This window comes from Bradyrhizobium sp. CFUWI, assembly GCF_056429085.1.
This window is the reverse complement of sequence record NZ_JBWJZE010000005.1, coordinates 243,862-256,635: the sequence shown is the minus strand read 5'-3', so window position 1 is coordinate 256,635 and position 12,774 is coordinate 243,862. Positions and strand designations below refer to the sequence as shown.

Here is a 12,774-nt window from a genome sequence, read left to right as displayed (position 1 = left end):
TCTCTCCAATATCGACCCGGTTTGTACTGCACTCCGTAAACTTACGGAGCGAGAAGGATATGCTTTACGCGGGACGGGAATTTACGAGACAATTGTAGAGAACAAGTTCAAACAAACTTCTAATATGTGTATCGGAAACACGCCGCGACGTCGCAGCCCACCTCGATCACGGCTGTTGATATCTCGAACTCATCAGCGACGTGTCACGCGAGAAGATCGAGATCCCGCTTATGTTCGCGGCATTTAGCGCAGGCGCGGCCTTGACCGCCGCCGCGACGCAATCCCGATGCACCACAGCGTGAAATTCCAAGCAACGCAGGTGCCGAGCGCGAGACACAGACCGACGCTCGATCCGAACGACACCACCGCCACGTGCAGGACTGCGATTGCCGTGCCGAATCCGAGCAGGCCCCAGGCGGAGTTGGCGAGCACGGCGGCTGTCGGCGGGCCGCCGATGCGCGGATGCAGGATCACCATGATGCTGGAGAACACGACGGGATACAGCGCGATGATGCCGCTGATGCGGGGACCGACCCAGCCCGAGGTCGAGACCACGATGGCGACGAGCATCGCCACCAGCGCAGCCCGCATCGGAACGTCATACCAGCGGCGCGTCACCAGCGGCATCTTCACGTGGCGGTATCCGGCTAGGAGCGGAATGCAGATGCCGAAGGCGATCAGGTTCGCGGCCAACCCGGCGGTGAGCAGCCAGTCGAACTGACGGACGATCGATGCAAGCACGATCCAGACCGCGACTGCGCTGCCACAACTCACCAGAAGATTGTACCGCTGCGCCAGCACGACATAAGTGAGGCACATGAAGATGGTCGCCGCATTGATCGGAAGGCTCGCCAGCGCGCCCTGCGCGATGAAGGCGGCGTCGTGATCGAGTGCGAGGAAGACGTAGGACGGACCGGCTGAGATCGGCAGGGTCGCGACCAGCGCTCCGATCACCGGTCCCGCGCGTTCGGTGATGATCGACGCCGTCACGACGAACGTCGCCGCGATCGCCATGCGCAGGAGCAGGAAGAGGATGAAGTGAAGGTCGGGTGACATTCTGTCTGTCATTCCCGGGCGCGCGAAGCGCGAGCCCGGAATCCATAACCAAAGGCCGTAGTGGTTCAAGAGCTGGAGCAACGACCGTCCGAGATCTCGACGGCCCGGGGTTGGGTATCGGCTCGCGCCAGGCGGCGCGCCCCGGGACGACACCGATCGTGGAGTAGCGACCTTCGCCTCACATCCGCTGCATCGACACCGAGACCTTCGGGCCGTTCTTGATGGTCTGGTAGACGACACAATAGCGCTCGGTCAGCTTGAGCAGGAGATCGAGCTTGTCCTGCGGCGCGTCGGTGTCGACCTCGAAGCGCAGACGAATCTCGGCGAAGCCGACCGGCGTTTCCTTGTCGATGCCGAGCGTGCCGCGGAAATCAAGATCGCCCTCGGCAAAGACATTGCCGGTCTTCAAGGGCACCTCGATCGCGGTCGCAACCGATTTCAGCGTGACACCGGCACAGGCGACCAAGGCTTCGAGCAGCATGTCGCCGGAGCAGAGCTCGAGACCGGAACCGCCGGTGCCCGGGTGCAGGCCCGCCATTGCGATCGCGCGGCCGGTCTCGACCTTGCAGGCGATGCCTTCGCTGTCGGTGGAGCCCTTGGCTTTCAGTGTGATCAACGCGGTCTTGGGATCGGTCTTGTAGCGCTCCTTGATCGGAGCCTGCAGCTGGCGCAGTTGGGCGGCGTCCATCTTGTTCTCTCCCGGCACATCGCGTTTGACGAGCGGTATAGAAGGCGATCCGTTTCGTGTCAGCCCATGATTGATGGAAGCTGCCATGAGCAACCGGAACTCAGACCCGAAACTCTAATCTATTCATGATGTTACAGGCCCTTATCAAGAGCGGCGCAGCGACCCTCCCATCCGGGTAACCAGGTTCATCTGTCGACCTCTCACGAAGTCTCGTGACAGCGCCCGTCACCTCTTATATCCGGTGAGATATGGACAGCGTCGCGACTGAGCATAGGGCCGAGGTGGACGATCGTTTCGACACTGCGCGGATCACCGCCGCGGTCGATGCGCTTGTCGAAAAGCATCAGGGGCGCGAAGACGCGTTCCGCACCGCCATGGCGCAATTGCTCAAGGCCGAGCTGATCGCAGCGCGCGCCGCGGCACAGGAGATCCTTTTGAAGGACCGCCACGGCCGCCGCTGCGCCGAGCGGCTGTGTCACGTCCAGGACGAGATCATCCGCATCCTGTATTCGGCGGCGACCCGTCATCTCTATCGCTCGCCGATCCCGAGCGGTGCCGAGCGCATGGCGGTGGTCGCGACCGGCGGCTACGGCCGCGGCCTGATGGCGCCCGAATCCGACATCGATCTGCTGTTCATCCTGCCCTACAAGCAGACCGCCTGGGGCGAGCAGGTGGCAGAGGCCATCCTCTATTGCCTCTGGGACATGGGGCTGAAGGTCGGCCACGCCACGCGCTCGGTCGACGAATCGATTAGGCAGGCGCGCGGTGACATGACCATCCGCACCGCGATCCTGGAGACGCGCTTCCTCACCGGCGACAGGCCGCTCTATGACGAGCTGGTCGCGCGCTTCGACAAGGAGGTGGTGCAGGGTACCGCCTCGGAATTCGTTACGGCAAAGCTCGCCGAGCGCGAGGAGCGGCACCGCCGCGGCGGCCAGTCGCGCTACCTGGTCGAGCCCAACGTCAAGGACGGCAAGGGCGCCCTGCGCGACCTGCACACGCTGTTCTGGATCGCCAAATACGTCTACCGCGTGCGCGACACCAGCGAGCTGGTCGAGCGCGGCGTGTTCGACGCGCAGGAATATCGCAGCTTCCGTCGCTGCGCCGATTTCCTCTGGTCGGTGCGCTGCAATCTGCATTTCTACTCTGGCCGCGCCGAAGAGCGCCTCTCCTTCGATCTCCAGCGCGAGATCGCGGTGCGGCTCGGCTATACCTCGCATCCCGGCATGCAGGACGTCGAGCGCTTCATGAAGCACTACTTCCTGGTCGCCAAGGAGGTCGGCAACCTCACCGCCATCCTCTGCGCCAAGCTCGAGGACCAGCAGGCCAAGCCGGCGCCGGTCCTGAGCCGGATGATGGCGCGGCTGCGGCCGACCGCGGTGAAGCGGCGCGTCCCCGACAGCGACGACTTCATCGTCGACAACAACCGCATCAACGTCGCCGCTCCCGACGTCTTCAAGCACGATCCGGTCAATCTGATCCGCATCTTCCGCCTCGCGCAGAAGAACAATCTCGCCTTCCATCCGGATGCGATGCGCGGCGTGACGCGTTCGCTGGGCCTGATCAACGCGCAGCTTCGCGAAAATCCCGAGGCCAACCGGCTGTTCATGGAGATCCTGACCTCCGACAACGCCGAGATCGTGCTGCGACGGATGAACGAGACCGGCGTGCTCGGCCATTTCATCCGCGCCTTCGGCAAGATCGTCTCGATGATGCAGTTCAACATGTATCATCACTACACCGTCGACGAGCACCTGATCCGCTGCATCGGCTTCCTTCAGGACATCGAGCGCGGCGGCGCCGAGGAGTTCGCCCTCGCCAGCGATCTCATGCGCAAGACGAGGCCCGAGCACCGCGCGGTGATCTATATCGCCACGCTGTTGCACGACGTCGCCAAGGGCCGGCCGGAGGATCACTCGATCGCCGGCGCCAAGGTGGCGCGCCGGCTCTGTCCGCGGCTCGGCTTCAGTCCGGCCGACACCGAGCTCATCGCCTGGCTGATCGAGGAGCACCTGACCATGTCCACGGTCGCGCAGTCGCGCGACCTGTCGGACCGCAAGACCATCGAGAATTTCGCCGCCGTGGTGCAGTCTGTCGAGCAGATGAAGCTCTTGACCATCCTGACCACCGCCGACATCCGCGGCGTCGGTCCCGGCGTGTGGAACGGCTGGAAGGCGCAGCTTTTGCGCTCGCTGTACTACGAGACCGAGCCGGTGCTCACGGGCGGCTTCTCGGAGGTCGATCGCGGCAAGCGCCTCGCGGCTGCCTATGCCGAATTCCGCATGGCCTTTGCCGAATGGCCGGCGGACGAGCTCGATGCCTATATCGGCCGGCACTATCCGGCCTATTGGCTCAAGGTCGAGCTGCCGCGCAAGATCCGTCACGCCCGCTTCGTCCGCTCCAGCGAGCAGGCCGGCCACAAGCTCGCGATCAATGTCGGCTTCGACGAGGTGCGCGGCGTTACCGAGCTGACGATCTTCGCAGCCGACCATCCCTGGCTGCTCTCGATCATCGCCGGCGCCTGCGCCTCGGCCGGCGCCAACATCGTCGACGCCCAGATCTACACCACGACCGACGGCCGCGCGCTCGACACCATCTCGATCTCCCGGGAGTACGACCGCGACGAGGACGAGGGACGGCGCGCCACCCGCATCGGCGAGATGATCGAGGACGTGCTGGAAGGCAAGCTGCGCCTGCCGGAGGTGGTGGCGCGGCGCACCGTGCGCAGCAAGGCGCGACCCTTCGTGATCGAGCCGGAAGTGACCATCAACAACCAATGGTCCGACCGCTACACGGTGATCGAGGTCTCCGGCCTCGATCGCCCCGGCCTGCTCTACGAGCTGACCACGGCGATCTCGAAACTCAACCTCAACATTGCGTCAGCCCACGTCGCGACCTTCGGCGAGCGCGCGCGCGACGTGTTCTATGTCACCGATCTCCTGGGCGCTCAGATCAACGCGCCGACCCGCCAGGCCGCGATCAAGAGCGCGCTGACCCATGTGATGGCCGGCGAAAAAGCGGTTCAGCCGGCGGCGTGATTCCTGCGTCATTCCGCGGCTCGCCGCTGCGCGGCGAGCCGGTTTGAGGAAAGGAGAGATTGACGCGACGCGCATGCAACACCTCACCAATCACCGCGCCGACTTCTGTTCGGAGAGCCGTAGCGCGTTTACGAGTGCAGACAGAGTGGCTGGTTGATGCTGACGACTGGGATAGTACATGAAGAAGCCGGGAATCGGCGGCGTCCAATCCTCCAGCACCCTAATGAGGCGGCGTTGCGCGACATATTTGGCGATCTGCTCTTCATAGGCGAGTCCGATACCAACTCCAGCGAGCGCTGCCTGAATCACCAGATGAGTATCGTCAATGATCAGCGGGCCGTTCACGTTGATCGTGACCGACTTTCGTCCCTGCTCGAACTCCCACCGATATGGACCACCCGCAAGACGCAGGGTGATACACCGATGATCGCTGAGGTCCTTTGGCTTTTCGGGGATGCGTCGTGAGGCGAAATAGCGTGGCGACCCTACGACCGCCAATCGCAGGTCGGGTGTGAGACGAACCGCGATCATGTCCTTTTGAATGTACTCGCCAAGCTGAATACCGGCATCGAACTCGCCTGCAACGAGGTCCACGGGGCCAGTGACGGTGACAACGTCCAGAACGATGTCAGGGTAGGCATCAGCGAAAGCTCTGAGCCGCGGCAACAATACCATCACGGCAGCGGATCGTGACATCACAATTCGAAGGCGACCTTGAGGCCGGCGCCGAACGCTTCGGGCTTTGTCGAGGGCCTGACGAATTTGCTCAAGGGCCGGAGACAAGTCTTCCAGAAGAGCGGCCCCGGCAGCGGTTGGCGCAACGCTCTTGGTTGTTCGCGCGAGCAGCTTCAGCTCGAGCCGCTGCTCAAGCCTCCGGATCGTGTGGCTCAAGGCAGACTGAGATACACCAAGCTTTATCGCGGCGCGTGTAAAGCTTCGTTCATTGGCCACGACTGCAAACGCGGCAAGTTCGTTCATTTGGCTTGTCATCATTTATGAATACTGTTCACGAGCCTATGCCAAGCAAGACGCCTAGTCTCATAAACTACATTGTCGTAGGTCTTGCGAGCAAGGAGACGACCTGCGGCATCTTCCGATACGCGGAGCAGGTTGAGGCTCAGCACAAGTTACCGCGCCACGTGGATGAGCTCGGTGCAACAGCTTTGAGGAAGACGATGGATACAGACGTTTCCGCCTTGCGTTCCCTTGCGCAGGTCTATTTCGATGCTGCCTATGAAATGGATGCGGAGAAGTTTGCGTCCATATTTGATCCCTTGAGTTCCGTGACGAAAATCGCCGAGGACGGCAATGTTGGCGTGACGCCGATTGCAACCTGGCTGGCAGCGGTCCGCAACATGAAAGCTCCGAAGCAACAGGGCTTCACGCGGGATGATCAGATCGTGTCAATCGACGTTGAAGGAGAGCTCGCGCTCTTGAAGGTGAAATTTCAAATCCCGCCACGTTCCTTGATCGATCTGTTGTCATGCTTGAAGGTGAATGGGACCTGGAAGATCGTTCAGAAGGTGATGACGTCGAAAGTCTGACGGAGTCGGTTACCGTAGGAGAGAGCAGCCGAAGGTTCGCGCGACGACCCATCCGCGCGGGCAGAACCTTGCAGCCCGGGTCTAGCTGTTCGGCCACGGCTCGCTCGGGTCCACGTCCCAAGCCTGCATCACACCGCCGCCAATCACTCATTCTCAAAGGGGTTCTCGAACCTCCACGCCCTCATGCCGCAGCAGCCAGCGTTTGCGCTCCAGCCCGCCGCCATACTTCACCAGCGAGCCATCCGCGCCGATCAGCCGATGGCAGGGCAGCACGACGCTGATCGGGTTGGAGCCATTGGCATGGCCGACGGCGCGAATGGCTTTGGGCATCTCGATCTTTGCGGCGAGCGCGCCGTAGCTCATCGTGGTGCCGGCGGGGATTTGCGCGAGCGCAGTCCAGACCTTCTGCTGGAACGGCGTGCCGGCGATGCGCCACGCGATGCCCGGGAGCTGGCCGAGATCTCCTTCGAAATAGCCTGACAGCGCGGTCCGCATGGCCGCGGGCGCGGCCTGGCCGCTCAGCTCGACCACACCGTAATGCAGGCGCAAAAGCTCGCGCATGCGGTGCTCGTAGTCCTCCCAGTCGAGGGCGCGCAGGGCGCCTTCGGCATCGGTAACGAGCAGCGCTGTGCCGATCGGCGTCGTCAGGCGATCGAGGCCGAAGCTTACAGGAGGTTTGGTTGATCGGCTGGCCATTGCTGCACCACTGCATCGAAACACGCCCATCGCACTTGCCATGCCGGCCATGCTAACGTCCACCCGAAAGCTGACGCTTTGGGGGAGCTCACCTTGATCCTGATCGCCAATGTCCTGGTGGCGCTGGTTGCCGCGCTGCACGTCTTCTTCCTGATCCTGGAGATGTTTCTCTGGGACAAGCCGCAGGGCCTGAAGGTGTTTCGCAACACGCCGGAGAAGGCCGAGATCACGAAGGTGCTGGCCGCCAATCAGGGCCTCTATAACGGCTTCCTCGCCGCCGGCCTGGTCTGGGGTCTCGTCCACGGCAATCCGGCCTTCGCATTCCAGATCAAGGCGTTCTTTCTGCTTTGCGTGATCGTGGCCGGCGCCTATGGCGCTGCGACTGTCAGTCCACGCATCCTGATGGTGCAGGCGCTGCCGGCGGTGATCGCGCTGGCTGCGTTGTTCCTGGCTTAGTTTCTGGCCTGAGACGCTACGGCGCAGCGTCGCGATCCTTGCGCGGCGCTGCGCCTTCCTCCACAATCTTCGGCAGCGATGGCGACCGTTGCAATCAACGGAGAAAGACCATCGGCCGAAAATTCCGTCAGGAGGAACAACCAAATATGAACAATCGCAGGGTCTTCCTAGCTGCCACGGCAGCGCTCGCGCTCGCCGCCAGCCAAGCCTTCGTAAGCCAAGCCTTCGCCCAGAAGAAATACGACACCGGGGCGAGCGACACCGAGATCAAGATCGGCCAGACCGTGCCGTTCTCCGGCCCGTATTCCGTCTATGCCAATATCGGCAAAACCCAGGCCGCCTATTTCAAGATGATCAACGATCAGGGCGGCATCAACGGCCGCAAGATCAATCTGATCCAGTATGACGACGCCTACTCGCCGCCGAAGACGGTGGAGCAGGTGCGCAAGCTCGTCGAGGGCGACGAGGTGCTGTTCACCTTCCAGCTGATCGGCACCGCGGCCAACGCAGCCGTGCAGAAGTACCTCAACGGCAAGAAGGTCCCGCAACTCCTCGCCTCGACCGGCGCCGCGCGCTTCAACGATCCGCAGAACTATCCCTGGACCATCGCCTACAATCCCAACTACGTGTCCGAGGGGCGGATCTACGCCAAGTACATTCTCAAGGAGCATCCCAACGCCAAGATCGGCGTGCTTTACCAGAACGACGACATGGGCCGCGACTATCTGGCGGGGCTCAAGAGCGGGCTCGGCGACAAGGCCGCCAGCATGATCGTCGGCGAGGTCTCCTACGAGGTCACCGACCCGACCGTCGATTCGCAGGTGGTCAAGCTGAAGTCGATGGGGGTTGATCTGTTCTTCGACGCCTCGACGCCGAAATTCGCGGCGCAGGCGATCAAGAAGCTCGCAGATCTCGGCTGGACGCCGGTGCACATCCTCGACATCAATGCGAGCCCGGTGTCGGCAACGCTGAAACCGGCCGGCCTCGATATCTCGAAGGGCATCATCTCGACCAATTACGGCAAGGACCCCGGCGATCCCCAGTGGAAGGACGATCCCGGCGTGAAGGCCTTCTTCGCCTTCATGGACAAGTATTTCCCCGAGGGCGACAAGCTCAATACCGTCAACACCTACGCCTATTCGGTGGCCGAACTGCTGGTGCAGGTCATGAAGCAATGCGGCGACGATCTGACGCGCGAGAACGTGATGAAGCAGGTCGCCAACATCAAGGGCTACACACCCAGCCTGGCGCTGCCCGGGATCAAGATCAATACCGGCCCCAATGACTACCGCGTCAACAAGCAGATGCAGATGATGAAGTTCAACGGCGAACGCTGGGAGCTGTTCGGACCGGTCATCGAGGACACGGGCCCGTCGGGCTAGGACTCAACTTCTCTGCGACGTCATGCCCGGGCTTGTCCCGGGCATCCACGTTCTTGGGCCAAAGGGAAGCCGTAGATGGCCGGGTCAAGCCCGGCCATGACGATCGAGAGAGCTTCCTACTTGGCGTTCAGGTCGGTATCTCCCCGAAATTCTTGCCCACCGGCAGCACGGCATGCCGGATCAGCCGCGAGTCCTCCACCGCTGCCTGCCGATGCTTCACCGCCTCGCGATAGACGGGGTCGCGGATCATCTCGACGAAGGCTGAGACGCTGGGATATTCGGCGATGAAGCAATGGTCCCAGCGTTCCTGCTGCGGACCGATCAGCATCAGCTCGAACTTGCCCTGCCAGACGATGCGGCCGCCCAGGCGCTCGAACACCGGGCCGCTCTCGCGGCCATAGGCGGCGTAGGCTTCCGCCCCGCTCGCCTTGCGTCCGTCCGGATAGGCCGCCTCCTTGCGCAACCGCACCAGGTTGAGCATGTGGATCGGGCCGGGACGGTCGTTCTCCCGGAACTGCGCGAAGATCTCCTTGGTCGGGTCGATATGGCCCATGAGCGCTCCCTCTTCTTTATGGCGACGATCCTAGCTTTGCCGCCGAGGATACGGAACTGCGGGGTGCGAATGCCCCACCTCCTAATCGCGCGTTAACCTCGGGGTAACCGGGCCTTAAACAGCGACCGCTAGCGTGCGGCGGGGCGGGCTGACCGGGCGTTTGCGCATGGCGTGGGGAAAGAAAAAGGGTGGGCGGAAGGAGCCGCTGTTCGGCTTGCCCGCAGCGCTCGCCGATCTGCGCCTGACCGCGGCGGATCGCATTCCCGGCGGCGGCGACGACAGGCCGAAGAAATCAGCCAAATCATCCGCCCGGCGCAAGGGCGAGGATGCCGGCGACGAGCCGCCGCGCGAGCGTAAGGCGCCAGCCAGCCGCAGTGGGGCCAAGCGCCGCGCGAAGTCGCGCGGCGGGTTCGGCCTCGGCCGTCTCGTCTATTGGGGCGCGGTGTTGAGCCTGTGGGGCGCGATCGCCGTGATCGGCGTCGTGATCTATGTCGGCGCCCATCTGCCGCCGATCCAGTCGCTGGAGATTCCCAAGCGGCCGCCGACGATCCAGATCGTCGGCATCGATGGCAGCATGCTGGCGCAGCGCGGCGAGATGGCCGGCGCCAATGTCGCGCTGAAGGACCTGCCGCCCTATCTGCCGAAGGCGTTCATCGCCATCGAGGACCGCCGCTTCTATTCGCATTTCGGCATCGATCCCGTCGGCATCCTGCGCGCCCTCGTCACCAACGTGCTCCATCGCGGCGTCTCGCAGGGCGGCTCGACGCTGACGCAGCAGCTCGCCAAGAACCTGTTCCTGACCCAGGAGCGCACCATACAGCGCAAGCTGCAGGAGGCGGAGCTCGCGATCTGGCTGGAGCGCAAGCATTCCAAGGACGAGATCCTGGAGCTCTATCTCAACCGCGTCTATTTCGGCTCGGGCGCCTACGGCGTCGAAGCCGCCGCGCAGAAATATTTCGGCAAGTCGGCCAAGAACGTCACGGTCGCCGAAGCGGCAATGCTTGCCGGCCTCGTCAAATCGCCCTCGCGCCTCGCACCGAACCGCAATCCCGAAGGCGCCGAAGCGCGCGCGCAGATCGTGCTCGCGGCGATGGCCGATGCAAACTTCATCACCGACGCGCAGGCCAAGGCCTCGATCGGCCATCCCTCCTACAACGTGAAGCCGGCCGGCGCCGGCACCGTCAATTACGTCGCCGACTGGATCGGCGAAGTGCTGGACGACCTGGTCGGCCAGATCGACGAGAGCATCAAGGTCGAGACCACGATCGATCCGAAGCTGCAAAGCGTGGCGGAAGCCGCCATCATCGACGAGCTCGCGGCCAAGAGCGTGAAGTTCAACGTCAGCCAGGGCGCGCTGGTGGCGATGACGCCTGATGGCGCGGTGCGCGCCATGGTCGGCGGACGGAACTATTCCGACAGCCAGTACAACCGCGCGGTGACCGCCAAGCGCCAGCCGGGCTCCTCGTTCAAGCCGTTCGTGTACCTGACGGCGCTGGAGCAGGGCCTGACGCCTGACACGATGCGCCAGGACGCGCCGATCGAGGTCAAGGGCTGGAGACCCGAGAACTACACCCATGAATATTTCGGCGCGGTGACGCTGACCCAGGCGCTGGCGATGTCGCTCAACACCGTCGCGATCCGTCTCGGCCTCGAGGTCGGGCCGAAGAACGTGGTGCGCACCGCGCACCGGCTCGGCATCTCCTCCAAGCTCGAGCCCAATGCCTCGATCGCGCTCGGGACATCGGAAGTCTCCGTGGTCGAGCTGGTCGGTGCTTACGCGCCGTTCGCCAACGGCGGCTTCGCGGTGGCGCCGCATGTCGTCACGCGGATCAGGACGCTGAGCGGCAAGCTGCTCTACATGCGCCAGCCGGAAGGGCGCAATCCGGCGATCGACCCCCGCTATGTCGGCATGATGAACGCGATGATGCGGGAGACGCTGATATCGGGCACCGCCAAGAAGGCGGAGATCCCGGGCTGGCCGGCGGCCGGCAAGACCGGCACCAGCCAGGATTATCGCGACGCCTGGTTCATCGGCTACACTGCGAGCCTCGTCACCGGCGTCTGGCTCGGCAACGACGACAACTCGCCGACCAAGAAAGCCACCGGCGGCGGCCTGCCGGTGGAAGTCTGGACGCGCTTCATGAAGGCCGCGCACGAAGGCGTGCCGGTGGCAAACCTGCCGAGCGCACCGGGCGGCTGGGGCCTGTCGAACCTCGCGCAGGCGGCCTCGCAGATCTCGCCGCCGACAGCGGCAGCACCCGGACCGGCACCGGCGAACGCCGGCGGCTATCGCCCGCCGCCTCCCACGCGCGCCAATGTGCGGCCGGAAGCGGCGGCAGGGCTCGACGGCTGGCTGATGGACCGGTTGTTTGGCGGGAATCGATAGGTTCTGCCCGAGGTTTCGATGACCTCGAAACAAGAACTGCGAAAACAACCCCATGCACAGTAGCCGAGGATAATGAAATCAACGGCTTGCGCAGGCAGCGCAGAGCCTGAAGCGCGCGCTTCATCACTTCGGCAATTCCTGCCCAGCGCGGCAAGATCGACCGCGACCCACGCATGGCTGATGGGAAAAACACCAATCTCTTCAAGCACCCGTCTTCGGCCCGGGATTTGCTCTCATAGGTCGAGCAGGGACCTGGGAGCGTTCGATGATTTCAAATGTATCCGGTGCGGCGTTGCCTCATCTGCGGCCCGCATCAACTCCCGCGTCGAATGCGGCATCGGGTCTCCAACCGGTGGTACCGGACGCGACTGACGCTGCGACCAGCAGCTTCCGGATTGACGTCTCGCAGGTCAAGCCGCTGTCAGGTGCGAAGGTGATATCGGCGGCGGACAATCCCCACCTGCGCGACCTCCTGGCAACGAACTGGCTGAGGACTCACGACGCGAGTGCGACGCAACCGGTCGCCGCAGACAACGCACCGGAGAACACCTACGCTCAGGTCAAGGTTGACGGCAAGGTGGTGGCCACGTTGTACAATGGCGGGTCCTCGGTGATGACCAACCAGGCCGCGGCGAAGGTCGGCAAGCTCGAGGATCCTCCCGGCTTGAGCGGGCCGGACCTGGCGCAATGGCGGGCCGACAGATACGCCGAGCTGCTTGGCGGCACCGTCGAGAAGGCCTCCACGGCCATCACGCAATCGCAATGGACGCCGCGCGAGAGCAGGCCCACGACATATAGTCGCGAGCAACTCGACGCGGCGTTCCAGGCGATGGTGGCGGAGGGTCAGACGGCTGGCGCGCAGCAGCAATCAGCCTATCTGGCCTCACGCGCGCAGGCGGGAACGAGTGCGGATTTCAGTGCATGAGGGTGGTTTGAAGCCGCCCCGCTCTCTGCTGTCACTTACCGCGAAAGCGA

Annotated in this window: 11 protein-coding genes; 6 read left to right on the top strand and 5 right to left on the bottom strand. The window is 63.5% G+C overall.

Annotated features, from left to right (window positions below):
* Positions 1-243: 243 nt before the first annotated feature.
* A complete protein-coding gene (locus tag AC066S_RS13790; protein WP_478269938.1) occupies positions 244-1,056 on the bottom strand; it encodes a hypothetical protein in 813 nt (270 codons plus the stop codon).
* A gap of 178 nt (positions 1,057-1,234) precedes the next feature.
* Positions 1,235-1,744 carry an OsmC family protein gene (locus tag AC066S_RS13785; protein ID WP_126257102.1) on the bottom strand — a complete coding sequence of 170 codons (510 nt, stop codon included), beginning with the start codon at positions 1,742-1,744 and terminating at the stop codon, positions 1,235-1,237.
* Between the two features lie 248 nt (positions 1,745-1,992).
* On the opposite strand from AC066S_RS13785, the gene AC066S_RS13780 reads away from it, so the two are divergent.
* On the top strand, positions 1,993-4,782 hold the full coding sequence (locus AC066S_RS13780) for a [protein-PII] uridylyltransferase (RefSeq protein WP_126257101.1): 2,790 nt from the start codon (positions 1,993-1,995) through the stop codon (positions 4,780-4,782).
* 90 nt (positions 4,783-4,872) lie between these two features.
* Here the strand turns inward: AC066S_RS13780 and AC066S_RS13775 are convergent, their stop codons facing one another.
* Positions 4,873-5,760, bottom strand: a complete 888-nt coding sequence (locus tag AC066S_RS13775) for a LysR substrate-binding domain-containing protein (protein WP_245481335.1) — start codon at positions 5,758-5,760, stop codon at positions 4,873-4,875.
* A 197-nt stretch (positions 5,761-5,957) separates the two neighbouring features.
* Between AC066S_RS13775 and AC066S_RS13770 the strand changes: the two genes are divergently transcribed.
* Positions 5,958-6,326 (top strand): nuclear transport factor 2 family protein, encoded by a 369-nt coding sequence (locus AC066S_RS13770; protein WP_478269937.1) that lies wholly within the window; start codon positions 5,958-5,960, stop codon positions 6,324-6,326.
* Positions 6,327-6,479: 153 nt separating this feature from the next.
* Here the strand turns inward: AC066S_RS13770 and AC066S_RS13765 are convergent, their stop codons facing one another.
* Positions 6,480-7,022 carry a methylated-DNA--[protein]-cysteine S-methyltransferase gene (locus AC066S_RS13765; RefSeq protein WP_478269936.1) on the bottom strand — a complete coding sequence of 181 codons (543 nt, stop codon included), beginning with the start codon at positions 7,020-7,022 and terminating at the stop codon, positions 6,480-6,482.
* Positions 7,023-7,121: 99 nt separating this feature from the next.
* Here AC066S_RS13765 and AC066S_RS13760 point away from each other — a divergent pair, with 99 nt between their 5' ends.
* Together AC066S_RS13760 and AC066S_RS13755 are read left to right on the top strand one after the other, a co-directional pair.
* Positions 7,122-7,478 (top strand): DUF1304 domain-containing protein, encoded by a 357-nt coding sequence (locus AC066S_RS13760; RefSeq protein WP_478270022.1) that lies wholly within the window; start codon positions 7,122-7,124, stop codon positions 7,476-7,478.
* Between the two features lie 146 nt (positions 7,479-7,624).
* Positions 7,625-8,860: an ABC transporter substrate-binding protein gene (locus AC066S_RS13755; protein ID WP_126257098.1), complete on the top strand. Its 1,236-nt coding sequence runs from the start codon at positions 7,625-7,627 to the stop codon at positions 8,858-8,860.
* 127 nt (positions 8,861-8,987) lie between these two features.
* Here the strand turns inward: AC066S_RS13755 and AC066S_RS13750 are convergent, their stop codons facing one another.
* On the bottom strand, positions 8,988-9,413 hold the full coding sequence (locus AC066S_RS13750) for a DUF1330 domain-containing protein (protein ID WP_126257097.1): 426 nt from the start codon (positions 9,411-9,413) through the stop codon (positions 8,988-8,990).
* Between the two features lie 166 nt (positions 9,414-9,579).
* On the opposite strand from AC066S_RS13750, the gene AC066S_RS13745 reads away from it, so the two are divergent.
* Both AC066S_RS13745 and AC066S_RS13740 read left to right on the top strand, forming a co-directional pair.
* A complete protein-coding gene (locus AC066S_RS13745; RefSeq protein WP_478269935.1) occupies positions 9,580-11,799 on the top strand; it encodes a transglycosylase domain-containing protein in 2,220 nt (739 codons plus the stop codon).
* A 265-nt stretch (positions 11,800-12,064) separates the two neighbouring features.
* Positions 12,065-12,724, top strand: coding sequence for a hypothetical protein (locus AC066S_RS13740; RefSeq protein WP_478269934.1), 660 nt, complete (start codon positions 12,065-12,067; stop codon positions 12,722-12,724).
* Positions 12,725-12,774: the final 50 nt, after the last annotated feature.